22 protein-coding genes are annotated in these 23,475 nt (G+C 53.7%); 15 read left to right on the top strand and 7 right to left on the bottom strand.

From position 1 onward, the window contains the following. Positions 1-8: 8 nt before the first annotated feature. The 10 genes from panB to OGW17_RS00920 all read left to right on the top strand — a co-directional run bounded on the left by panB (position 9) and on the right by OGW17_RS00920 (position 9,751). Complete coding sequence (panB, locus tag OGW17_RS00875) at positions 9-800, top strand: 3-methyl-2-oxobutanoate hydroxymethyltransferase (RefSeq protein ID WP_012134017.1); 792 nt, start codon at positions 9-11, stop codon at positions 798-800. Positions 801-918: 118 nt separating this feature from the next. Then, positions 919-1,773 (top strand): pantoate--beta-alanine ligase, encoded by an 855-nt coding sequence (gene panC / locus OGW17_RS00880; RefSeq protein WP_024130695.1) that lies wholly within the window; start codon positions 919-921, stop codon positions 1,771-1,773. Between the two features lie 92 nt (positions 1,774-1,865). Further along, entirely contained in the window at positions 1,866-2,246 is a 381-nt protein-coding gene (gene panD, locus OGW17_RS00885) for an aspartate 1-decarboxylase (protein ID WP_012134019.1), read from the top strand. A gap of 421 nt (positions 2,247-2,667) precedes the next feature. Then, positions 2,668-3,258, top strand: a complete 591-nt coding sequence (locus OGW17_RS00890; protein ID WP_024130696.1) for a fimbrial protein — start codon at positions 2,668-2,670, stop codon at positions 3,256-3,258. A gap of 80 nt (positions 3,259-3,338) precedes the next feature. Next, entirely contained in the window at positions 3,339-4,082 is a 744-nt protein-coding gene (locus tag OGW17_RS00895; RefSeq protein WP_049009322.1) for a fimbrial chaperone, read from the top strand. A gap of 64 nt (positions 4,083-4,146) precedes the next feature. Further along, positions 4,147-6,747, top strand: a complete 2,601-nt coding sequence (locus OGW17_RS00900) for an outer membrane usher protein (protein ID WP_047458871.1) — start codon at positions 4,147-4,149, stop codon at positions 6,745-6,747. Positions 6,748-6,774: 27 nt separating this feature from the next. After that, complete coding sequence (locus OGW17_RS00905) at positions 6,775-7,407, top strand: fimbrial protein (RefSeq protein WP_071257592.1); 633 nt, start codon at positions 6,775-6,777, stop codon at positions 7,405-7,407. Between the two features lie 26 nt (positions 7,408-7,433). Continuing rightward, a complete protein-coding gene (locus tag OGW17_RS00910) occupies positions 7,434-8,000 on the top strand; it encodes a fimbrial protein (protein ID WP_012134024.1) in 567 nt (188 codons plus the stop codon). 18 nt (positions 8,001-8,018) lie between these two features. Next, positions 8,019-8,627 (top strand): fimbrial-like protein, encoded by a 609-nt coding sequence (locus OGW17_RS00915; RefSeq protein WP_071257589.1) that lies wholly within the window; start codon positions 8,019-8,021, stop codon positions 8,625-8,627. An 8-nt stretch (positions 8,628-8,635) separates the two neighbouring features. Next, positions 8,636-9,751, top strand: coding sequence for a fimbrial protein (locus tag OGW17_RS00920; protein WP_080750331.1), 1,116 nt, complete (start codon positions 8,636-8,638; stop codon positions 9,749-9,751). A gap of 55 nt (positions 9,752-9,806) precedes the next feature. On the opposite strand, the gene OGW17_RS00925 is transcribed toward OGW17_RS00920, so the two are convergent. The 3 genes from OGW17_RS00925 to OGW17_RS00935 all read right to left on the bottom strand — a co-directional run bounded on the left by OGW17_RS00925 (position 9,807) and on the right by OGW17_RS00935 (position 12,044). Continuing rightward, positions 9,807-10,247, bottom strand: a complete 441-nt coding sequence (locus tag OGW17_RS00925; RefSeq protein WP_012134027.1) for a PTS sugar transporter subunit IIA — start codon at positions 10,245-10,247, stop codon at positions 9,807-9,809. 103 nt (positions 10,248-10,350) lie between these two features. After that, entirely contained in the window at positions 10,351-11,121 is a 771-nt protein-coding gene (locus OGW17_RS00930) for an ABC transporter permease (protein WP_012134028.1), read from the bottom strand. Continuing rightward, the gene (locus tag OGW17_RS00935; protein WP_012134029.1) at positions 11,118-12,044 is read right to left on the bottom strand and encodes an ABC transporter ATP-binding protein; all 927 of its coding nucleotides are present in this window, start codon (positions 12,042-12,044) and stop codon (positions 11,118-11,120) included. Before OGW17_RS00935 ends, OGW17_RS00930 begins: the two co-directional genes overlap by 4 nt. Before the next feature lie 232 nt (positions 12,045-12,276). On the opposite strand from OGW17_RS00935, the gene can reads away from it, so the two are divergent. Further along, positions 12,277-12,939 carry a carbonate dehydratase gene (can, locus tag OGW17_RS00940; RefSeq protein ID WP_012134030.1) on the top strand — a complete coding sequence of 221 codons (663 nt, stop codon included), beginning with the start codon at positions 12,277-12,279 and terminating at the stop codon, positions 12,937-12,939. 86 nt (positions 12,940-13,025) lie between these two features. Here can and hpt read toward each other — a convergent pair whose 3' ends face one another. Then, the gene (gene hpt, locus OGW17_RS00945; protein ID WP_024130701.1) at positions 13,026-13,562 is read right to left on the bottom strand and encodes a hypoxanthine phosphoribosyltransferase; all 537 of its coding nucleotides are present in this window, start codon (positions 13,560-13,562) and stop codon (positions 13,026-13,028) included. Between the two features lie 205 nt (positions 13,563-13,767). On the opposite strand from hpt, the gene OGW17_RS00950 reads away from it, so the two are divergent. Continuing rightward, a complete protein-coding gene (locus OGW17_RS00950) occupies positions 13,768-16,158 on the top strand; it encodes a glucose/quinate/shikimate family membrane-bound PQQ-dependent dehydrogenase (protein WP_071257587.1) in 2,391 nt (796 codons plus the stop codon). Between the two features lie 91 nt (positions 16,159-16,249). Here OGW17_RS00950 and cueO read toward each other — a convergent pair whose 3' ends face one another. Next, on the bottom strand, positions 16,250-17,776 hold the full coding sequence (cueO, locus tag OGW17_RS00955; RefSeq protein ID WP_071257585.1) for a multicopper oxidase CueO: 1,527 nt from the start codon (positions 17,774-17,776) through the stop codon (positions 16,250-16,252). Positions 17,777-17,943: 167 nt separating this feature from the next. On the opposite strand from cueO, the gene OGW17_RS00960 reads away from it, so the two are divergent. The 3 genes from OGW17_RS00960 (at position 17,944) to speD (ending at position 20,086) form a co-directional block, all read left to right on the top strand. Further along, on the top strand, positions 17,944-18,291 hold the full coding sequence (locus tag OGW17_RS00960; RefSeq protein WP_012134034.1) for a YacC family pilotin-like protein: 348 nt from the start codon (positions 17,944-17,946) through the stop codon (positions 18,289-18,291). A gap of 118 nt (positions 18,292-18,409) precedes the next feature. Continuing rightward, the gene (gene speE / locus OGW17_RS00965; RefSeq protein ID WP_012134036.1) at positions 18,410-19,276 is read left to right on the top strand and encodes a polyamine aminopropyltransferase; all 867 of its coding nucleotides are present in this window, start codon (positions 18,410-18,412) and stop codon (positions 19,274-19,276) included. A gap of 15 nt (positions 19,277-19,291) precedes the next feature. Then, positions 19,292-20,086: an adenosylmethionine decarboxylase gene (gene speD, locus OGW17_RS00970; RefSeq protein WP_012134037.1), complete on the top strand. Its 795-nt coding sequence runs from the start codon at positions 19,292-19,294 to the stop codon at positions 20,084-20,086. 33 nt (positions 20,087-20,119) lie between these two features. Here the strand turns inward: speD and yacL are convergent, their stop codons facing one another. Further along, complete coding sequence (yacL, locus tag OGW17_RS00975) at positions 20,120-20,482, bottom strand: protein YacL (protein ID WP_012134038.1); 363 nt, start codon at positions 20,480-20,482, stop codon at positions 20,120-20,122. A 176-nt stretch (positions 20,483-20,658) separates the two neighbouring features. After that, entirely contained in the window at positions 20,659-23,256 is a 2,598-nt protein-coding gene (gene acnB, locus OGW17_RS00980; RefSeq protein WP_081353152.1) for a bifunctional aconitate hydratase 2/2-methylisocitrate dehydratase, read from the bottom strand. Positions 23,257-23,475 lie beyond the last annotated feature (219 nt).

Raw genomic sequence — 23,475 nt, forward strand, 5'->3', positions numbered from 1 at the left:
GAAACGTTATGAAACCGACGACTATCGCCTTGCTGCAAAAATGTAAGCAAGAGAAAAAGCGCTTCGCGACTATCACCGCCTACGATTACAGCTTTGCCAGACTCTTCGCTGACGAGGGTATCAACGTGATGCTGGTAGGCGACTCGCTGGGCATGACGGTTCAGGGACACGATTCCACCCTGCCTGTTACCGTAGAAGATATCGCTTACCACACGCGTGCGGTGCGCCGTGGCGCGCCTAACTGTCTCCTGCTCTCCGACCTGCCGTTTATGGCCTATGCCACCCCGGAGCAGGCGTTTGAAAACGCCGCCGTGGTGATGCGCGCGGGGGCGAATATGGTCAAAATCGAAGGCGGCGCCTGGCTGGTCGATACGGTAAAAATGCTCACCGAACGCGCGGTGCCGGTGTGCGGCCATCTGGGACTGACGCCGCAATCCGTCAACATCTTTGGCGGCTATAAGATCCAGGGGCGCGGCGATGCGGGGCAGGTACTGCTGGATGATGCGCTGGCGCTGGAAGCGGCAGGCGCGCAGTTGCTGGTGCTGGAATGCGTACCGGTTGAGCTTGCTAAACGCGTCACCGAAGCGCTCTCCATTCCGGTCATCGGCATTGGCGCAGGCAACGTAACCGACGGTCAGATCCTGGTGATGCACGACGCCTTCGGCATTACCGGCGGCCACATTCCGAAATTTGCTAAAAATTTCCTGGCGGAAGCAGGCGACATGCGCGCCGCCGTGCGGCAGTATATTGCCGAGGTTGAGTCCAGCGTCTATCCGGGCGAAGAACACAGCTTCCATTAATGGGGTGCTTGTAGGCCGGATAAAACGCCCTGCGTCGCCATCCGGCAAAATGCCTGATGGCGCTACGCTTATCAGGCCTACAAACCACGGTCCATCAGGCAACTTAAGGAGTCTTGTTGTGCTAATTATTGAAACCCTGCCGCTGCTGCGACAGCATATTCGCCGCCTGCGCCAGGACGGTAAACGCATTGCGCTGGTGCCAACGATGGGCAACCTGCACGATGGTCATATGAAACTGGTTGAGGAAGCGAAAGCGCGCGCTGACGTCGTGGTGGTCAGTATTTTCGTGAACCCAATGCAGTTTGACCGCCCGGACGATCTGGTACGCTACCCACGAACGTTGCAGGAAGATTGCGAAAAGCTGAACAAACGCAAAGTGGATTTCGTGTTCGCGCCGGCGCCAGCGGAAATTTACCCGCAAGGCACCGACGGCCAGACTTACGTTGATGTTCCCGGGCTGTCCACCATGCTGGAAGGCGCCAGCCGTCCGGGCCATTTCCGTGGTGTTTCCACCATCGTCAGCAAACTCTTCAATCTCGTCCAGCCGGACATCGCCTGCTTTGGCGAAAAGGACTTCCAGCAACTGGCTTTAATCCGCAAGATGGTGGCCGATATGGGCTACGACATCGAGATCGTCGGCGTACCGATTATTCGCGCCAAAGATGGTTTAGCGCTGAGTTCGCGTAACGGTTACCTGACCGCCGAACAGCGCAAAATTGCTCCCGGCTTAAATAAGGTGATGAACAGCGTCGCCGAGAAATTGCTGGCGGGTAATCGCGATCTGGAAGAGATGATCGCCGTCGCCGAGCAGGAGCTGAATGAAAAAGGCTTCCGCGCTGATGACATTCAGATTCGCGACGCGGACACGCTGCTGGAACTCACCGATAGCAGCAAACGCGCGGTGATCCTGATGGCGGCATGGCTGGGTCAGGCTCGCCTGATCGACAATCAGTCCGTTACATTAACCCAGTAGACAGGGGTTAAAAATCAGGCAATACTGCCTGAGAATTTCCTCAAAGCAGGCGACGCCTGCTTCGTTATCGCTAAGATTTAAAGGTAGAAGTTATGATTCGCACTATGCTGCAGGGCAAACTCCACCGCGTGAAAGTGACTCAGGCGGACCTGCACTACGAAGGTTCCTGCGCCATTGATCAGGATTTTCTGGACGCAGCCGGTATTCTTGAAAACGAAGCCATTGATATCTGGAACGTGACTAACGGCAAGCGCTTCTCAACCTATGCGATTGCCGCCGAGCGTGGTTCCAGAATCATCTCCGTGAACGGCGCAGCGGCGCACTGCGCTGCGGTGGGCGATATCGTGATCATCGCAAGTTTCGTTACCATGTCAGACGAAGAAGCGCGTCGCTGGCAGCCCAACGTCGCCTATTTTGAAGGCGATAATGAAATGAAGCGCACCGCGAAAGCGATCCCGGTACAGGTTGCCTGATATTTCCCAAATATATTATTATATTAATAAAAGGAGCCGAAAAACTTCAGCTCCTTTTATTTTAAATAATTCCGGCCTTTCTTATCAGGACAACTAATAATATTAGTTGAGGCGTTATCAGAAAATTTAAACAAACGTTCAACAATCCATCGTTATATTTATTTATATCATTAAATTCTTTTCCTCACAAATTCATCAGGTGAATAACCAAAAATAAAAACACTTACCTTTCAACGAAATAACCATCAGTTAAGTTTACTTAAACACCATTTAAGTAAAGATAATTACAATTATCAATAAATATTTTCCTATACTCCGCAAAGTTAATGTAATTCCCCGGCCGGCCTTTACGCTTAACAGACGAAGTACTTTTTCTAAAAACGTAAAGTACACTTATTATCTAATACGGATGTTTATCAAAATGGCATTGAAAAAATACGCATTAGCTGCGGCAGTTCTGGCAACTATTTCCAGTTCAGCATTCGCAGCAGACGCGGATCGTGGCACCATCACCTTCCACGGCCTGGTCACCCCGAATACCTGTAACATCACGCTGAAAGATGATCCACTGAGCTCCCAGACAACTAAAGACTTCAACGTCACTCTGCCGACCGTGTCAGTAGAAGACTTCACCCCAGGTACTGCTGCCGACGTTAACAGCACCCTGGGCCAGGCTAAGTTCGCGCTGTCTATTTCCTGTGCGGATACTGAGTTGCAGTCTGCTGATGCGCAGTTTGATTCCTGGGGCGGTTCTTCCGCAAACAACGAAGGCGCACTGGTTCCACCAACTGGCCTGCAAGGTTCAGCAACCAACGTAAGCCTGGTTCTGCACAACGATGGCAACACGAAGACCGATCTGATCAAAATCGATCATCCTAACAACACTCAGTCAACCACGCTGACTGATGGCAAAGGCGAACTGAACTACACCGTCGCTTATATGGGTCCGGCTACTGGCGTAACCAGCGGTTCCGTGCAGGCACAGGTTGCCTTCACCATGAACTACCAATAAGCAACAGGACTGTTGTTCTTCATCCTCTGGCTTAAGCCAGAGGATGTTTTCGTTACATCCAACAGGGAGTGGGTAGCATTATGTTCAGCCTGACGTTAAAAACCGGATTAAAAACCCTCACCGCCGCCATGATCGGCATCGCCTCTTTTCAGGCATGCGCCGACGTGGTTATCTCCGGCACACGCATCGTATATCAACAATCCATGAAAGATGTGATTGTGAACCTGGATAACCGAGGCAAAAACCCGCTGTTACTTCAGATCTGGCTGGATGACGGGAGCCCGAACGTTAACCCGCAGGAATTAAAACTGCCTTTTGTCATTACCCCGCCCATTTCACGCATCGATCCAGGGAAAGGCCAGTCTGTGCGTGTGACATATTTACAGCAGCCGCTGCCGCAGGATCGGGAATCCTTATTCTGGTTTAACGTGCTGGAAATTCCCAAAAAAGCAACGGCGAAAGACGGCGAAAGCCAGAACCAACTACAACTCGCTTTCCGTACCCGTATTAAGCTATTTTTCCGCCCGGACGGCTTAAAAGGCACCCCGGGTGAGGCGATGAAGCAGGTTAAATGGTCGCAAACGCGCCAGGGCAACACCCTGTCTTTAGTTGGCCGTAACGACTCGCCCTATAACGTTTCACTCTCCAGCGCAACGTTTAAGGTCGGCGCCAAAGAGTATGAAATTGACAGTAAGTCGATTAAGCCATTCTCCAGCGAAACCATGACGGTTAAAGGATTAACGAATAACGCCAGCGGAGAAGTGGTGTATATCGCTATCAATGATTTTGGCGGAACGGAAAAACTCACCGCCAACGTTAATTAATAAATTAAAAATATATTTTTTCTTCTTATATAACGGCAACCCGCTTTAATCGACTGGACTTGTTATGATTTTTCGACGATCTCTATTATGTCTCGCCATTAGTGCGGCATTGCCGTTCTCTGTTCATGCGACGGGAAATACGCCTGCACAGTCCTCTGCTCCCGACTCAGAGGAAATGGTAGAGTTTAACGATCAATTCCTGCTGAATATGGGGAGTGCAGTCGATGTAAGCCGTTATGCTCAGGGTAATCCAATATTACCGGGAACCTACCGGGCGAAAATAAGCCTGAACGGTGAAAATAAATCGACGCAAAACATCGAATTTAAAGATAACGGAACGCCACGCGCCACGCCGTGTATTACCGCATTGTTGCTGAAACAAGCGGGCGTTGATAGCAGCGTGCTGGGGAATACTATTTCCGACGATGATACAACCTGTATTGATATCAAAAAATATTATCCCCACTCGTCGGTGAATTTCGATACCTCAAAACTTACCCTGGAATTGACGATGCCGCAGCTTTACGTTCTCAAGCGCCCGGCGGGATATGTCGATCCATCATTATGGGATGCAGGTATTCCGGCGGCGTTGCTGTCGTACAACCTCAACGCCTGGCATAGCGAAAGCGATGGCAATAATTCCGACACGGCTTACGCCGGTCTGCAATATGGGCTGAATTTGGGCGCATGGCGGCTGCGCTCCCGTGGCACCTACAACTGGGATAAAGACAACGGTTCGGATTACTCCAGCCAGGACATTTACCTCCAGCGCGATATTCCGGCGTTAACCGCGCAGGTTGTGGCGGGCGAAACCTACACCAACGGCGATACCTTCGACTCCGTCAGCCTGCGCGGGATGCGCCTGTACAGCGACGATCGCATGCGCCCGGAAGGCCGTACCAACTACTCACCGGTCATTCGTGGCGTCGCCAACAGCAACGCCAAAGTCACCGTCATGCAAAGCGGCAGCAAAATTTATGAAACCACCGTACCACCAGGCCCGTTTGAACTGAGCGATCTCAGCACCACCGGCTACGGTAACGATCTACAGGTGACTGTAGAAGAGTCTGACGGCAGCAAGAGAACCTTCACGGTTCCTTTTTCCTCGGTTACGCAGATGATGCGTCCGGGAACCTCACGCTGGGAGTTTGGCGCGGGCGAACTGAACGACGATTCGCTGCATGACAGACCGAACATTGGTTACGCCACCTGGTATTACGGTCTCAACAACACCTTTACCGGCTACGCGGGCGTGCAGTACAGCGACATGGATTTTTACGCCGGTTTGCTTGGCGTGGCGATGAACACCGCGATCGGCGCCTTCGCGTTAGACGTCACGCAGTCACATGCACAAATTGACGAACTGGGGACGCTGACCGGCCAAAGCTATCGCCTGACGTACAGCAAGGTCATCGAAACCACCGACACCTCATTCAATGTGGCGGCATACCGTTTCTCGACGGAGGACTACCTCAGCTTACGGGACGCCGCCGCGCTGCACGACGACGTGAAATACGGCAGCTATAAGAATCAGTCATATGAGTCCAGCGACGAACTCTATTCTGACTATCAGCGTATGAAAAACCAGTTTCAGATTAGCGTCAGTCAACCGCTGGCGTTCAATGGTGAAAACTACGGCTCGCTCTATGTCACCGGCACCTGGGAAGACTACTGGAATGAGAGTGGTTCCACCTCAAACTACAGCGCAGGTTACAGCAATGACTTCCGCTATGGCAGCTACAGCATCTCGCTCCAGCGTACCTATGATGAAGATGGCGAAAAAGATGACAGCGTTTATCTCAACGTCAGCATTCCGTTAAGCACGTTCTCCAGTGAACGTAAAAATATTGCCGGTTTTAACAACGTCAATATGAGCGCGCGTACGGATATGGAAGGCAGCGCCAACTTTAACAACACCGCCAGCGGTAATACTGAAGACGGTAAGATTAACTACTCCATCAGTACGGCAAGCAATACCGGTGATTATGGCGATTTGAATCAGATCAGCGGTTACGGCTCGTGGAGCAGTCCGTATGGCCCCCTGTCAGTCTCTACCTCTTTTAGCGATGACAGCAGCAAACAATATTCCGCCAACTATAGCGGCGGCATGGTGGTTCACACTGGCGGCCTGACGATGGCGCCAGGAACGTTAAGTGACACCGGCCCCATCATTCTGGTTCATGCCAGCGGCGCAAAAGGCGCGCAGCTCGGTTACGGCAAAGGTGAAATAGGTCGTTCAGGATACGCGATTATGCCGTATGCCTCGGCTTACCGTGAGAACCGCGTTGGGCTGAATATCAGTTCTCTGGACGCCGATGTCGAGGTCAAAAACACCAGTGAAACCATCGTCCCGCGTGATGGCGCCGTGGTGCTGGTCAACTTCGAAACCGACGAAGGTCGTTCTCTCATCCTTGAACTTCTACGCAACGATAAAGGCTTTATTCCACTCGGCGCAGACGTCCTGACCGATAAAGGCGAGCTGGTCGGCGCCGTCGGTCAGGCCGGGCAGGCTTATGTGCGCGGCGTAGAAGATCAGGGCACCCTGCGAGTTGTCTGGGGTAAAGAAGCAGGTAGCGCCTGTACGGTGAATTATCACATTACCGACAGCGCACAAAAGGCAGGATTAACCACAATCCTGAACAATCAACTCTGTCATATGCAATAAGTTATTTTTCTACAGGGAGTTCCCTTAATGACTTTAAAAAGTAATAAATATCTCCGCAGTTTACCTGTCGCTATGTTAGCGCTGGCGGTGTGTTCATCCGTTCATGCAGACAACGGCGACAGCATCGACATTACCTTCCGAGCCAATATCCGGGACACAACCTGTGATATGACGATTAATGACTCGGACAGTAGCTCCACCATCATCATCGGCGCCGACGGCAAAGTGTCGCTGGGCGATATCATAAAATACCAGACCAGCGAGGCAGCGTCAGGGCCAACGATGGCGCAATTCGCCCTGAAAATTAAAAACTGCCCGGAATCCGTAACCGGAATTAAAGCCTCCATCAGCGGCACGACCTCCGGTTACGACAGCGGTACGCCGAAAACCATCCTCCTCCCCGGTACAGGTGAGACAGGCCCCACCGGGGTTGGCCTGAAATTCTCTCGTGTCAGTGCGCCAACCAGCTATTTTGCTATTTTTGCCAACGAAACGGAGACCTCAGATAACGATGCCGAGGTGATTAAATGGAGTCCTGCTGAAATAGACAGCAAACAGGTCGACCTTGTGGCGCGTCTGGTGACGACAAGGATCTCCGGTACAACCCCGGCGGTTGGCGCCTTCCAGGCAACAGCAACCTTTAACTTTAGCTATGAATAATTCCTGCGATATAACGGAGCATCATAATGAAATCTAATTCTCTTTTTCTCGCGCTGGCGGTAGCTGGTGGATTATTCAGCGGCCTGACCCACGCCGCCCCGGTGACAGGCACCAATCAGTTGCAGGCTATCTTTACCACTGAGATCCTCCCCGGCACCTGTAACACCCAAGTGACGGATGCTGATGGCCCGACCAGCACGATTGACTTCGGCGATCTGTATAAGAACGAAGTCGGTACGCGTACCGAATCCTTTAATATCGCACTGACCGAATGCGCGGGCGTGTTAACCACAACCGTGGCGGCTCAGCCAGGGGCGGGCAATACCTGTTCCGGCGACTCCTACGCGACAACAGGCGCCACGAATACCGCCGTTGAGATCTGGGAAACCGCCGCAGACTCAGGCACCCAGTTAGCCTGCCAGACGGGCAACCCTTCGAATGTACTGACGCATTCGTTTGGTTCGAAGAATATGAACCAAAGCTACACCTATCCTCTGGTGGCTCGCTGGGTCGTTGCGAATGGTAAAACAGCCGCTGATATCACAACAGGTGAAGCGACGTCGCTTATCACCTTTTTAGTCACCTACCAGTAATGTAGCCAGCGGGCAACTATGCGACAGACACTATTTTTTATGCGATTTACTTTCGCCCTGCTGGTGGGCCTGGCAGGACTGTGGCCTGTCGTCAGTCAGGCTGACGACAGCGGAATGGACGTCAATTTTAAGGCGAAGATTCTGGCCAATACCTGCCAAGTAAGCCTGGAAAATGGCGGTAATGTCGAGTTGCCAACCGTCACGCGCAGTTGGTTTTACAATACGGACAACAGCGATCGCCTGCGGCCGGAAACGGACGCTGGCGGTACAACGTTTACCATTCAGGTTGTCAACTGCGACGTGCCGCCAGCAGGAAGCGAAGGAAGCCAGCAGCTTCATTTTCGATTTGAACCGCAATTCGGTATAAACCCCGACAACAGCCAGGTATTTATCAATAACGCGGTCAGCGATCAGGCCAGAAATGTCGGTGTGGTTGTTTTTTCCGCCACACACCACACGAACGTATTGAATAGCGATGGCAGTTCCGACGTAGCGTATGACCTTAGCGAGCAAGCGGCACCGCTCTTTCCAGCAGATTATGTGTTTTACGCCCGCTACCAGAACACGGGCGATGTCGGCAACGGACTGGTGACCAGCAATGTGGTGGTCAATGTAACCTATCAGTAAAGGGATTTATGATGAAATTACGCTATTTACTGCCGCTATTATTTTGCGTGCTCTCCATTTTCGCCAGGCAAGCGTTAGCAGACACCGCATGTCATTTTACGACACAGCAGGCCAGTATACCTGCTTTCTGGACTGCCAGAACGCTCATCGGCCCCATCGGAGGCATCGATACGCCGCTCATCATTATGAACCCTCAGTCTATGGAGGGTGATTTCCCTTTATTCCAGGGAGCGGCGCCCATCACATGCGGAGGTAATGGGAGCAATGCCGTAACGTTGACCGGCCCTACCGACGCCAATTTGTGGGATCAATATACCACTCAGGGGTCAGATGGCCCTACCGGGCTGCTCAAAACCTCGATTCCCGGCATTGTTTACACCTATTCCGTGAGGTGTATCGGGAACTGCCACAACGGCAACAACACTAACGATCTGGATTTAAACCTGCCGCTGCCCGGAGGAACGTCAACCTTCCCAAGCCATGGCGATGCCCCCTGGACGGGGCCGAGCGCAACACGCAACTGGGATATCTTCGTCACGATGTATCAGACGCCAGACTACCACCCCCGAAATGGTCAGACGGACGGGAACGCGCTGCCAGGGAAAATCGGTACTCTGCACATAGGAGATGCTGGGCAAAACGATCTCGACCTTATGATGAGTGGAGCATCGATGGCGTTTTCCGTCATGGAGCCGACCTGCCAGGGGATGGGGATAAATAATGACGAATACGATCGGGACGTGGATTTTGGCGACTTTTACCGTTCCGATTTCGAAAAAACGGGCGAGTCGGTAGAAAAGCCGTTTACGTTTAACTTATTCCGCTGCTCATTGACGACCGTTACCGTCACCCTGACCGGCAATCATGGCGCAGACAATACGATTCTCACCAACTCTTCAGGGAGCGCCGAGGGCGTGGGCGTAAAAATTCGTTCCATTATCAATAACAACACACAAACAATGAAGGTAGACGGTTCGGAGCGTGTCGGTATCACCTACAGCGGAAATCGTGAGTGGTATCATGAATCTATTGGTCTGGATTTCACCGGGCAGTTAATCAAAATCGGTACAATTAAAGCCGGCACTTTTGAAACCGTCGGTACTTTCACCCTCAGCTACGAATAACGTTCCCTGCGGCTGACTGCCTGTCAGCCGCATCATCGCCTCCACGAATTGACCGTCAGTACGCGTACAAATCATGCTTCAGCACAAAAGGCGGATTTTTTTGCTGTTGATGCCAGAGACTGGTGACATCGGGCGCGCCGAGAGAAACAATGGTGTCACGGAACGCCGCGCTGCTCATGGATTCCCGCGCGGCAAGCATTTCTTCAAGCAATGAATACGTCACACCGGCAATCACTTCGCAGCCGGAATGTTTATGGCTCATCAGCGACGCCACACGATAAGGCGCGGCGCCGGATGTGTCCGTTAAAAAGATCACCCCATCGCCGGAATCCGCCTGGTGTAATGCTTCACACATCATACGGCTGAGCATATTGGTACTCAGGCCGCGCCAGAAGTTCACCGCCCGGCACTGCGCCAGCGGGCCATGTTTTTCTTCCAGACGATCCTGTAGCTCCTGCGCGCGATCGTCATGACAGGTAATCACCCAACCCAACATAGCCTACCTCCTTAGCAAGCAAGTAGTTTATCAGTGTGATAAATGAGTAAGGGTGATAAACGTCAAAGTCTGCCTCTCCCCCCGGCGGTGGAGAGGAAAAACATTACGTGCGCAAGCCGCGTCCGCGCTGAATTAAGTACCAGCACAGCAGGTAAAACGCCAGGATAAACACGGCCAGCACGCCGAACGTAGTGACCAGCGGTACGTCGTGAATGCCCAGGAAACCATAGCGGAAGCCGCTGATCATGTAGACAATCGGGTTCAGATGCGACAATCCTTGCCAGAACGGCGGTAGCAGCGTCAGGGAATAAAACACCCCGCCCAGGTAAGTGAGCGGCGTCAGCACGAACGTCGGGATCAGGCTGATATCATCAAAGGTTTTCGCAAAGACCGAATTCAGCAGCCCTGCCAGCGAAAACAGCACCGCCGTCAGCACCAGCGTTAACGCCACGAACACCCAGGAGTGTACCTGGAACGGCACAAAGAACAGCGAAATCACCGTAACCAGAACCCCTACGCACAGCCCGCGCGCCACGCCGCCGCCAATATATCCGACGATAATGACGTGCGTCGGGACAGGCGCCACCAGCAGTTCTTCAATGTTGCGCTGGAATTTGGCGCTAAAGAAGGATGAGGCCACATTGGCATACGCGTTGGTGATCACCGCCATCATGATTAAGCCCGGCACGATAAACTGCATATAGCTAAAACCGTGCATCTCACCAATGCGTGAGCCAATCAGATTACCGAAGATAATAAAATAGAGCGTCATGGTGATGACCGGCGGCACCAGCGTCTGCACCCAGATACGCATAAAGCGGTTAATCTCTTTCGCCCAGATGCTTTTCAGCGCGACCCAATACAGCTGCATCATCCGCGATCTCCTTTTTTATCATGCACCAGAGAGACAAACAGTTCTTCCAGGCGGTTTGCCTTGTTACGCATACTGAGAACCTGAACGCCCTGGCTGCTCAGTTGCGAAAAGACGCTATTGATGCCCTGTTCCCGCAATACTTCGACCTCCAGCGTCGAGGTATCCACCAGACGGTACTGATAGCCTTCCAGCCTCGGCAGCGGGCTTTTCGCCGCCAGATCGAGAATAAACGTCTCGGATTTCAGCTTAGAGAGCAGATTTTTCATCGAGGTGTTTTCCACCAGCGCGCCGTGCTGAATGATACCGATGTTGCGACACAGCATTTCCGCTTCTTCAAGATAGTGCGTCGTCAGGATAATCGTGGTGCCTTTGTCGTTTAAATCCTTCAAAAAGCCCCACATTGAGCGGCGAAGTTCAATATCCACCCCTGCGGTGGGTTCATCCAGAATCAACAGTTTCGGCTCATGCATCAGCGCCCGGGCGATCATCAAACGACGCTTCATCCCGCCGGAGAGCATACGCGCGCGTTCGTTACGTTTTTCCCACAGATCGAGTTGTTTCAGGTACTTTTCGCTGCGCGCAACGGCTTCTTTACGCTCAACGCCGTAGTACCCCGCCTGATTGACGACGATCTGCTGGACGGTTTCAAACGGGTTGAAGTTAAATTCCTGCGGCACCAGGCCAAGCTGGCGTTTGGCGTTGACCACATCTTTTTCAAGGTCGTAACCAAAGACGCAGACGCGCCCGGAGGTTTTGTTAACCAGCGAGCTGATAATGCCAATGGTGGTTGATTTCCCCGCCCCGTTTGGCCCCAGAAGCGCATAAAAATCACCCGCTTCAACCTGCAAATCGATCCCACGGAGCGCCTGAACGCCGCCCGGATACGTTTTTTTAAGTTGCTGAAGTTCCAGTGCAATGGTCATGAATTTTTACTTACCTTACGTTCTTACACTTTATTTACACTCTAAATAATTCGAGTTGCAGGAAGGCGGCAACGCAGTGAATCCCCGGAAGCTTACACCAGTAAGTGACTGGGGTGAGCGAGGAAGCCAACGCACCTGCAACGTGAAGAATGACGAGTATATGGTTTAAATAATCCCGGAGTTGCCCTATATTAGCCCAACGCACTTATTTGGTTACAGGTCGTTAACCTCCATGAAAGACATAGATACACTCATCAGCAACAATGCACTATGGTCAAAAATGCTGGTGGAAGAGGATCCCGGATTTTTTGAGAAACTGGCGCAAGCGCAGAAACCGCGCTTTCTATGGATTGGATGTTCCGACAGCCGCGTTCCCGCAGAACGTTTAACCGGCCTTGAGCCGGGCGAATTATTTGTTCACCGCAATGTTGCCAACCTGGTCATTCACACCGATCTCAACTGCCTCTCCGTGGTGCAGTATGCCGTCGATGTATTGGAAGTTGAACACATTATTATTTGTGGTCACTACGGTTGTGGCGGCGTCCAGGCGGCTGTTGAAAACCCGGAACTGGGGTTAATTAACAACTGGTTGCTGCACATTCGCGATATCTGGTTCAAACATAGCTCATTACTCGGAGAAATGCCGCAGGAGCGTCGAATCGATACCCTGTGCGAGCTGAACGTGATGGAACAGGTATATAACCTGGGCCACTCAACCATCATGCAGTCCGCGTGGAAGCGCGGTCAGAAAGTGACGATTCACGGCTGGGCCTACGGTATTCACGACGGCCTGCTGCGCGATCTGGAAGTCACGGCGACCAACCGTGAAACGCTGGAACAGCGCTATCGTCGGGGGGTTTCAAACCTCAGCAAAAAGCATATTAACCACAAGTAAACGTGTATTGCCGGGTGGCGGCTATGCCTTACCCGGCCTACATTTCTACGGACATAGCACCTGTAGCGCCATCCGGCACAACGTTCTTACTCGTCCAGCAGCACCACTTTACCAACATACGGCAGATGGCGATAACGCTGAGCATAGTCGATGCCGTAACCCACAACGAACTCATCCGGGATCGAGAAACCGATAAACTCAACCGGGACGTCAACCTCACGGCGAGACGGCTTATCCAGCAGCGTACAAATCGCCAGAGACTTTGGCTCACGCAGGCTCAGGATTTCCCGCACTTTCGACAGCGTATTCCCGGAATCGATAATATCTTCGACAATCAGCACATCCTTGCCACGGATATCTTCATCCAGGTCCTTGAGAATTTTCACATCGCGAGTGGTGGACATGCCGCTACCGTAGCTGGAGGCGGTCATAAAATCGACTTCATGAGACACCTGTACCTCGCGGCACAGATCCGCCATAAACATAAATGAGCCACGCAGCAGACCTACCAGCACCATGTCACTGCCGCTGTCTTTATAACGTTCAGTAATCTGACGACCCAGTTCGGCAATGCGCGCTTTGATCTCCGCTTCGGGGATCATTACTTCTACAGTATGTTTCATATCTCTAACCATATGATTTAAAAACAAATCACTTCATGCCTGCTCTTGATAAGACAGCATCGAAGCGCAAGGCACGCAGTATACCAGCAAAAGTATTTATTCGCGGCATCTGTTAATAAAGCTCATTTTGTGATGACGATCACACTTGTTAAATCCTATAATTAATTGCTACTAAAAAATTAACAAATTGAGATGGTATCTTTTTATGGCAAATAACAACGCAAAAGCGCCACGGCTTCTCGTGACGCTGACAGCCCTCTTCGCTGCACTCTGCGGGCTGTATCTGCTGATCGGCGGCGGCTGGCTGGTCGCCATCGGCGGCTCCTGGTACTACCCGATTGCGGGCATCGTCATGCTTGGCGTCGCCGGGCTATTATGGCGCAGCAAGCGTTCCGCGCTGTGGCTGTATGCCGCCCTGCTCCTCGCCACCATGATCTGGGGCGTGTGGGAAGTCGGCTTCGACTTCTGGGCGCTGACCCCGCGTAGCGACATTCTGGTCTTCTTCGGCATCTGGCTGATTTTACCGTTTGTCTGGCATCGCCTGAGCGTCCCTTCCAGCGGCGCTGTCAGCGCGCTGGTAGTTGCCCTGCTGATAAGCGGCGGCATCCTCACCTGGGCTGGCTTCAACGACCCGCAAGAGATCAACGGTACGCTAAGCGCGGACGCGGTGCCTGCCGAACCGATCTCTCCGGTAGCGGACCAGGACTGGCCTGCCTATGGCCGCAATCAGGAAGGGCAGCGCTACTCCCCGCTGAAGCAGATCACTGCTGATAACGTCCACAACCTGAAAGAAGCGTGGGTGTTCCGTACCGGCGATCTGAAGCAGCCGAACGATCCGGGTGAAATCACCAACGAAGTGACCCCGATTAAAGTCGGCGATACGCTGTATCTGTGTACCGCCCACCAGCGTCTGTTTGCGCTGGACGCGGCGAGCGGGAAAGAGAAGTGGCATTTCGACCCGCAGCTCAATACCGATCCCAGCTTCCAGCATGTCACCTGCCGTGGTGTCTCCTATCATGAAGCCACGGCCGATAACGCCTCGCCGGATGTCGTTTCAGACTGCCCGCGCCGCATTATTCTGCCGGTGAACGATGGCCGTATTTTCGCCCTCAACGCAGACAACGGCAAGCTGTGCGAATCCTTTGCCAACAACGGCATTCTGAACCTGCAAACCAATATGCCGGTCACTACGCCGGGCATGTATGAACCCACATCACCGCCGGTCGTGACCGACAAGGTGATCGTCATTGCAGGCGCCGTCACCGATAACTTCTCTACCCGCGAGCCGTCCGGGGTTATTCGCGGCTTTGACGTGAACAGCGGTAAACTGCTGTGGGCATTCGATCCCGGTGCGAAAGACCCGAACGCGATCCCGTCGGATGAGCACCACTTCACGCCAAACTCGCCAAACTCCTGGGCGCCAGCCGCGTATGACGCGAAGCTGGATCTGGTCTATCTGCCGATGGGCGTCACCACCCCGGATATCTGGGGCGGCAACCGTACGCCAGAGCAGGAGCGCTATGCCAGCTCGATCCTGGCGCTCAATGCAACGACCGGTAAACTGGCCTGGAGCTATCAGACCGTTCATCACGATCTGTGGGATATGGATATGCCGTCTCAGCCAACGCTGGCGGATATCACCGTGAAAGGGCAAACCGTTCCGGTCATCTACGCTCCGGCAAAAACCGGTAATATTTTCGTGCTGGACCGCCGCAATGGTCAGCTTGTGGTGCCTGCCCCGGAAAAACCGGTGCCGCAGGGCGCGGCCAAAGGGGATTACGTCACCAAAACGCAGCCGTTCTCTGATTTGAGCTTCCGTCCGACGAAAGACTTGACCGGTGCAGATATGTGGGGCGCCACCATGTTCGATCAGTTGGTGTGCCGCGTGATGTTCCATCAGATGCGTTATGAAGGGATCTTTACCCCTCCGTCAGAAAAAGGCACGTTGGTCTTCCCGGGCAACCTCGGTATGTTCGAATGGGGCGGCATTTCCGTCGATCCGAACCGTCAGGTGGCGATTGCCAACCCGATGGCGCTGCCGTTTGTCTCTAAACTGATCCCACGCGGCCCGGGTAATCCGATGGAGCCGCCGGAAGATGCCAAAGGCACTGGTTCAGAATCGGGTATTCAGCCGCAGTATGGCGTGCCGTATGGCGTGACGCTGAACCCGTTCCTGTCGCCGTTTGGTCTGCCGTGTAAACAGCCTGCCTGGGGTTACATCTCCGCGCTGGATCTGAAAACCAACGAAGTTGTCTGGAAAAAACGTATTGGTACGCCGCAGGACAGCATGCCGTTCCCGATGCCGTTTAAGGTGCCGTTCAATATGGGAATGCCAATGCTGGGCGGCCCAATCTCTACCGCTGGCAACGTGCTGTTTATTGCCGCGACCGCAGATAACTACCTGCGCGCTTACAACATGAGCAATGGTGAAAAACTGTGGGAAGGCCGTCTGCCCGCAGGCGGTCAGGCAACGCCGATGACGTATGAAGTCAACGGTAAGCAGTACGTCGTGATTTCCGCCGGGGGGCACGGTTCGTTCGGGACGAAGATGGGCGACTATATTGTCGCGTACGCTCTGCCTGACGACGCGCAGTAACGTTTATGCCGGATGGCGGCTTCGCCTTATCCGGCCTACAGGATGCTCATTTTACTGTAGGCCGGATAAGCGTCAGCGCCATCCGGCATGTTTATACCGTAAAGCCAAGCATCATGCCTGTATCTTCATGCTCCAGCAGATGGCAGTGCGCCATGTAAGCATGTTCTTGCGATGCCTCGTGATCAAACTTCACCAGCACCTCGCTGATCCCGCCTTCAACCCGCACCGTATCCTTCCAGCCTGCGCGATGCGCCGCCGGAGCGCTGCCGTTTTCCGACAGGATGCGGAACTGCGTACCATGAATATGGAACGGATGCAGCATCATGTCACCTTCGCCGGAAATAACCCAGCGCTCATACTGCCCTTTGGCGGCGGCAAACATCGGTGTCGTCATATCAAACGCCTGGCCGTTGATCTTATTGGCATTGTGGAAATCGAACTTCCCGCCGTGGTTCATATGCCCCATCATCTGCCCATGATCCATTCCCGCCATCGCCCGGTCGCCATACTTTTGCATCAGCATCTGCATACCCATCATGTCGAGCATCGGGTCCATCGACAGTTGCAGTTTTCGCTGCGTCAGGCCATCAAGAGAAGGCAACGCAGGCATCGTGGTCAGCGTATCCGGCAAAGTGCCGGAGGCCGTGACCGCCAGCGGCTGGATATGCATAACCGGGTGCGGTTTATCAAACGGCGCGATCGTCATCCCCATCTGGCTGACGGGCAGCGTCATCAACTCAAACGCTTTGCCGTCGCTGATGTCGATAAGCACTTCGAAACGCTCCCCCATTAACATGGGCAGTGCGTTTACCTTCACCGGCTCCGCCAGCAGGCCGCCATCGCTGGCGATAACATACAGCGGGCGGTTGTCGCTGGTAGCGATGTTCAATGAACGCGCGTTGCAGCCATTCAGCAGGCGCAGACGCAGCCAGCCTTTTGGCGCAGCATGCTGCGGATAAATCGCCCCGTTGGTCAGCAGCGTGTCGCCAAACCACCCGACGGCGGCGGTCATCATATCCAGCTGATAATTGATTTGTCCGTCAGGAGAAAACTGTTTGTCCTGAATAATCACCGGCACATCGTCTATCCCCCACTGTTTCGGCAGGAGCAGTTTGCCAATGTCTTCATCTTCAATCAGTACCAGGCCCGCCAGTCCCATCGCCACCTGACGACCGGTTTTCCCATGCTGATGAGGGTGGAACCAGCAGGTTGCCGCACGCTGTTCAGGCGTGAAGGTGACGGAGCGCTTGCCGCCCGCCGCAATCACCCCCTGCGGGCCGCCGTCCACCTCGCCGGGGACTTCCAGCCCATGCCAGTGCAGCGTCGTCTCCTCGGCAAGCTGGTTATGAATATCCACGGTAATACGCTGACCTTTGCGCAGTTTTAGCGCCGGCCCGAGTAGCGTGCCGTTGTAACCCCAGGTCGTTGCCGTTTTACCCGCGAAGGTCGACTGTCCGGCTTTGACAATCAGCGAAATGTGATTGCGCGCGTCGGCGGTTAAAAGATCGGGAATGGGTAACGCGGGACGTTCCGCAGCAAACGCGGCGCGGCTCCACAACGGCAGTGCCGATGCGACCCCAAGCGCCACAGAATATTTTAAGAAATCACGACGTTGCATAATCACTTCCTTATTTTCAACCGGCGGGACGCAGTCTGACCTTTGAGCATAGACCCTCCCCTTACGGGAAGGTCAAGTCACAGACGCCCGTCGGATACAATAATAAATGTCGTCGCCTCGCCCGCAGTGTGCTAACGTTTAATTTCCGTGATGCAGTGGTAGAAGCAATGAAGACGTTTTTCAGAACAGTGTTGTTCGGCAGCCTGATGGCCGTATGCGCAAACAGCTATGCGCTCAGTGAATCCGAAGCCGAAGATATGGCAGATTTAACGGCGGTGTTCGTCTTTCTGAAAAATGACTGCGGCTACCAGAATCTCCCGAACGGTCAGATTCGTCGCGCACTGGTCTTTTTTGCCCAGCAAAACCAGTGGGACCTCAGCAATTACGACTCCTTCGACATGAAATCCCTCGGTGAAGACAGCTACCGCGATCTGAGCGGCATCGGTATTCCCGTCGCCAAAAAATGCAAAGCGCTGGCGCGCGATTCCCTGAGTTTGCTGGCCTACGTAAAATAACTCGCGTTATACCCAACGGATACCTTATTGCTGAAATAATGACCGTGCATCATCGGTCATTGTTAGCTATTATGTTGCGCCCATTTTTTACGGGTGTTAACAATGGAGGTATCAGCCAATGGCCGAAAATACGAAGTGGCATGAAACGCTACACGACCAGTTTGGTCAGTACTTTGCCGTGGACAACGTGCTGTATCACGAGAAAACCGATCACCAGGATCTGATTATTTTCGAGAACGCCGCGTTTGGCCGCGTAATGGCGCTGGACGGCGTGGTGCAAACCACCGAGCGCGATGAGTTTATCTATCACGAGATGATGACCCACGTTCCGCTGCTGGCACACGGCCACGCGAAACATGTGCTGATCATCGGCGGCGGCGACGGCGCAATGCTGCGTGAAGTGACACGGCATAAAAATGTCGAAACCATCACGATGGTGGAGATCGACGCAGGCGTGGTCTCTTTCTGCCGTCAGTATCTGCCGAATCACAACGCAGGCAGCTATGACGATCCGCGTTTTAATCTGGTGATCGACGATGGCGTTAACTTCGTGAATCAGACCAGCCAGACCTTTGATGTGATCATCTCCGACTGTACCGATCCGATCGGCCCCGGCGAGAGTCTGTTCACCTCAACCTTCTATGAAGGTTGCAAGCGCTGTCTGAATCCTGGCGGGATCTTTGTCGCACAGAACGGCGTCTGCTTCCTGCAACAGGATGAAGCCATTGACAGCCACCGCAAGCTCAGCCATTACTTTGGCGATGTCAGCTTCTACCAGGCAGCCATTCCGACCTACTACGGCGGCATTATGACCTTCGCGTGGGCGACGGACAATGACGCGCTGCGCCACCTGTCAACCGAGATTATTCAGGCGCGTTTCCATACCTCCGGCCTGAAATGCCGTTACTACAATCCGTCTGTTCACACGGCAGCTTTTGCCTTACCTCAGTATTTGCAAGACGCGCTCGCAACACCGTCGTCCTAAGGAGAAGATAAGAAATTGAAAAAACTGAAACTGCATGGCTTTAATAATCTGACCAAAAGTCTGAGTTTTTGTATTTACGATATCTGCTACGCCAAAACCGCCGAAGAGCGCGATGGTTACATTGCCTATATCGATGAACTCTATAACGCCAATCGCCTGACGGAAATTCTGTCAGAGACGTGCTCCATCATCGGCGCGAATATCCTGAATATCGCCCGCCAGGATTATGAGCCCCAGGGCGCCAGCGTCACTATTCTGGTAAGCGAAGAGCCGGTCGACCCGCAGCTTATCGACAAAACAGAGCATCCCGGCCCGCTGCCCGAGGCCGTCGTCGCCCATCTGGATAAGAGCCATATCTGCGTGCATACCTACCCGGAAAGCCACCCGGAAGGCGGATTGTGCACCTTCCGCGCCGACATTGAAGTTTCGACCTGCGGCGTGATTTCCCCGCTGAAGGCGCTGAATTACCTGATCCACCAGTTAGAGTCCGATATCGTCACCATCGACTACCGCGTGCGTGGGTTTACCCGCGACGTCAACGGCATGAAACACTTTATCGATCATGAGATTAACTCCATTCAGAACTTTATGTCCGACGACATGAAGTCGCTGTATGACATGGTGGATGTGAACGTGTATCAGGAAAATATCTTCCATACCAAGATGCTGCTTAAAGAGTTCGATCTTAAGCACTACATGTTCCACACTAAACCGGAAGATCTGACGGAAACCGAGCGCAAAGAGATTACCGCTGCGCTGTGGAAAGAGATGCGCGAGATTTACTACGGCCGCAATATCCCTGCGGTATAAGCGTAACGGCGGAGCACGGAGGCTCCACCGTATTTAGCGTTGTTGAATGAAATGACGGTAAGCCGCAACAACCTGAAGAAAGTCCTCCACGCCGCAGAGCGATAAGCTCTCTTCGTCGTAGTAGTTCATCCCCTCTTCCATTTCGTCGCCGGTAAACTCCAGTTGATTAGCGCGAACCATCACCTCTTCGCCATCCATCCAGAGCGTATATTCATGTCCCGCCCGTTGCCAGGAACGCTCACTGCCCTTTAGCGCACGCGCCGCTTGTTCCACTTCATCAAGCAAGGCCAGGTTCTCTTTCACTTCTTCGTTAAACCAGTGCCCCACCACCTCGTGGCCCATGGACATTCGCACTTTTACCACTCCGGTAATATCGCGCAGAAATTCGTAATCCATAATGTGTTCCTCTGCTCCCGGCAATGCGCCATTACCGCATTGCGCCCATGCTGTAATTATCGCAGCACAACGGAAGAAAAAAAGCGGAACGGGCGGAAGGAATAGAAATAAAAATGCCCGGTGACGCAAGGTTCACCGGGCATTGATGCGTTTTTACGCAGAACAGGTCGGAGCCGTTACACCGCGGTCTGGAAAATCACGCCGTCGGCTTTCTCGGTGTACTGGGAAAGCTGATCGAAGTTCAGATAACGGTAGGTATCCACGGCGGTTTTATCCACCTGCGCAACGTAGGTCTGGTACTCTTCCGGCGTCGGCAGTTTGCCGATCAGCGCCGCAACCGCCGCCAGTTCCGCAGAAGCCAGATAGACGTTCGCCCCGGTTCCCAGACGGTTCGGGAAGTTACGGGTTGAGGTAGAAACAACCGTCGCCCCGTCAGCCACACGCGCCTGGTTCCCCATGCACAGTGAACAGCCTGGAATTTCAATCCGCGCGCCGCTCTTACCAAAGACGCTATAGTAGCCCTCTTCGGTCAACTGCGCGGCATCCATACGGGTTGGCGGCGCCACCCACAGGCGGGTCGGCAGCTGGCCTTTGTGCGCATCCAGCAGTTTACCTGCCGCACGGAAGTGACCGATGTTGGTCATACAGGAACCGATAAAGACTTCGTCAATCTTCTCGCCCTGCACATCAGACAGCAGACGCGCATCGTCAGGATCGTTCGGCGCGCAGAGGATCGGCTCTTTGATATCAGCCAGATCGATCTCGATCACCGCCGCATAATCGGCATCCGCGTCCGCTTCCAGCAACTGCGGGTCCGCCAGCCATTTTTCCATACCCTGAATACGGCGCTCCAGGGTGCGGCGATCGCCGTAACCTTCCGCGATCATCCACTTCAGCAGAACGATGTTGGAGTTCAGGTACTCGATGATCGGCTCTTTGTTGAGCTTAATGGTACAGCCTGCCGCAGAACGCTCCGCAGAGGCATCGGTCAGCTCAAACGCCTGTTCCACTTTCAGGTCCGGCAGCCCTTCGATTTCCAGAATACGGCCAGAGAAAATGTTTTTCTTACCTTTCTTCTCAACGGTCAGCAGACCCTGTTTGATCGCGTACAGCGGGATCGCGTGTACCAGATCGCGCAGGGTGATACCCGGTTGCATTTTGCCTTTGAAGCGCACCAGCACTGATTCCGGCATATCCAGCGGCATGACGCCGGTCGCCGCCGCAAATGCCACCAGGCCAGAACCCGCCGGGAAGGAGATGCCAATCGGGAAACGGGTATGGGAGTCGCCGCCCGTACCAACGGTATCCGGCAGCAGCATACGGTTCAGCCAGGAGTGGATTACGCCATCGCCCGGACGCAGAGAGACGCCGCCACGGTTCATGATGAAATCCGGCAGCGTGTGGTGCGTAGTTACGTCAACCGGTTTCGGATACGCTGCGGTATGGCAGAAAGACTGCATCACCAGGTCAGACGAGAAGCCCAGGCACGCCAGGTCTTTCAGTTCGTCACGGGTCATTGGGCCAGTGGTATCCTGAGAACCTACGGAGGTCATTTTCGGTTCGCAGTAAGCGCCCGGACGGATACCGGCAACGCCGCAGGCGCGGCCCACCATCTTCTGCGCCAGCGAGTAGCCGCGAGCGCTTTCCGCCACGTCTTTCGCCTGACGGAACACATCGCTGTGCGGCAGACCCAGCGCTTCACGCGCTTTGGTGGTCAGGCCGCGACCGATGATCAGCGGAATACGACCGCCCGCGCGCACTTCGTCGATCAGCACGTCGGTTTTCAGTTCAAAGCTCGCCAGCAGTTCGCCGGTTTCGTGATGGCGGACTTCACCTTTGTACGGGTAAACGTCAATCACATCGCCCATGTTCAGGTTATTCACGTCCACTTCAATGGGCAGCGCGCCCGCATCTTCCATCGTGTTAAAGAAGATAGGCGCAATTTTGCCGCCAAGACACAGACCGCCGCCGCGTTTGTTCGGCACATTCGGGATGTCATCGCCCATGAACCACAACACGGAGTTGGTAGCGGATTTACGCGAAGAACCGGTGCCGACAACGTCGCCCACGTAGGCTAACGGATAGCCTTTTTGCTGCAACGCTTCGATCTGTTTGATCGGCCCCACCACGCCAGGCTGATCCGGCTCAATACCTTCACGGGCGTTTTTCAGCATCGCCAGCGCGTGCAGCGGAATGTCCGGGCGAGACCAGGCATCTGGCGCCGGAGAGAGGTCGTCAGTGTTGGTTTCACCGGTCACTTTAAAGACGGTAACGGTGATTTTTTCAGGCAGAGCAGGACGGTTCAGGAACCATTCGGCATCGGCCCAGGACTGCATCACCTGCTTCGCATATTCGTTGCCCGCTTTGGCTTTTTCTTCAACATCGTAGAAGTTGTCGAACATCAGCAGGGTATGGGACAGCGCTTTGGCGGCAATCGGCGCCAGTTTGGCATCGTCCAGCGCGTCGATCAGCGGATGAATGTTGTAACCACCCTGCATGGTGCCCAGCAGTTCAATGGCTTTTTCTGGAGTAACCAGCGGGGAGGTGGTGTCGCCTTTCGCGACGGCAGCGAGAAAGCCCGCTTTTACATAGGCGGCTTCATCGACGCCAGGGGGAACACGGTTGATTAACAGGTCTAACAGGAATTCTTCTTCGCCCACAGGCGGGGTCTTCAGCAGCTCGACAAGTGCGGCCATTTGGGTTGCATCTAAGGGTTTGGGCACAATCCCAAGGGCGGCACGCTCAGCTACGTGCTTACGGTATTCTTCTAGCACGACGGTTCTCCTCGCTCTCATTGTCATAGTGCGGCGCTTTTGTATATGGGCGATTCTCTTCACGCTCCTGTGAGACAGCAGTTTGTAGGGTAAATGCCCGATACCGCAACGGGCAGAATAGCAGGATTTTAGTGGGGTGTTAATCTGTTTACAAAAAAGCAACATAAAAAAGTGGCTGAATCGTTACGCATGGTCTATTGCCCTTCGCCTTTCCAGGAA

It is taken from the genome of Citrobacter sp. CK181 (assembly GCF_030333595.1).
GTDB classification, from domain to species: domain Bacteria; phylum Pseudomonadota; class Gammaproteobacteria; order Enterobacterales; family Enterobacteriaceae; genus Citrobacter_B; species Citrobacter_B koseri.

Coding starts and splice junctions, on each gene's coding strand:
- OGW17_RS00900 (WP_047458871.1), top strand. CDS start 4,147: ATGATTTTTCGACGATCTCTATTATGTCTCGCCATTAGTGCGGCATTG.
- OGW17_RS00930 (WP_012134028.1), bottom strand. CDS start 11,121: ATGATGCAGCTGTATTGGGTCGCGCTGAAAAGCATCTGGGCGAAAGAG.
- can (WP_012134030.1), top strand. CDS start 12,277: ATGAAAGACATAGATACACTCATCAGCAACAATGCACTATGGTCAAAA.
- yacL (WP_012134038.1), bottom strand. CDS start 20,482: ATGGATTACGAATTTCTGCGCGATATTACCGGAGTGGTAAAAGTGCGA.
- panD (WP_012134019.1), top strand. CDS start 1,866: ATGATTCGCACTATGCTGCAGGGCAAACTCCACCGCGTGAAAGTGACT.
- OGW17_RS00920 (WP_080750331.1), top strand. CDS start 8,636: ATGATGAAATTACGCTATTTACTGCCGCTATTATTTTGCGTGCTCTCC.
- OGW17_RS00915 (WP_071257589.1), top strand. CDS start 8,019: ATGCGACAGACACTATTTTTTATGCGATTTACTTTCGCCCTGCTGGTG.
- speE (WP_012134036.1), top strand. CDS start 18,410: ATGGCCGAAAATACGAAGTGGCATGAAACGCTACACGACCAGTTTGGT.
- OGW17_RS00895 (WP_049009322.1), top strand. CDS start 3,339: ATGTTCAGCCTGACGTTAAAAACCGGATTAAAAACCCTCACCGCCGCC.
- OGW17_RS00960 (WP_012134034.1), top strand. CDS start 17,944: ATGAAGACGTTTTTCAGAACAGTGTTGTTCGGCAGCCTGATGGCCGTA.
- cueO (WP_071257585.1), bottom strand. CDS start 17,776: ATGCAACGTCGTGATTTCTTAAAATATTCTGTGGCGCTTGGGGTCGCA.
- OGW17_RS00910 (WP_012134024.1), top strand. CDS start 7,434: ATGAAATCTAATTCTCTTTTTCTCGCGCTGGCGGTAGCTGGTGGATTA.
- OGW17_RS00890 (WP_024130696.1), top strand. CDS start 2,668: ATGGCATTGAAAAAATACGCATTAGCTGCGGCAGTTCTGGCAACTATT.
- OGW17_RS00905 (WP_071257592.1), top strand. CDS start 6,775: ATGACTTTAAAAAGTAATAAATATCTCCGCAGTTTACCTGTCGCTATG.
- OGW17_RS00950 (WP_071257587.1), top strand. CDS start 13,768: ATGGCAAATAACAACGCAAAAGCGCCACGGCTTCTCGTGACGCTGACA.
- OGW17_RS00925 (WP_012134027.1), bottom strand. CDS start 10,247: ATGTTGGGTTGGGTGATTACCTGTCATGACGATCGCGCGCAGGAGCTA.
- hpt (WP_024130701.1), bottom strand. CDS start 13,562: ATGAAACATACTGTAGAAGTAATGATCCCCGAAGCGGAGATCAAAGCG.
- OGW17_RS00935 (WP_012134029.1), bottom strand. CDS start 12,044: ATGACCATTGCACTGGAACTTCAGCAACTTAAAAAAACGTATCCGGGC.
- panB (WP_012134017.1), top strand. CDS start 9: ATGAAACCGACGACTATCGCCTTGCTGCAAAAATGTAAGCAAGAGAAA.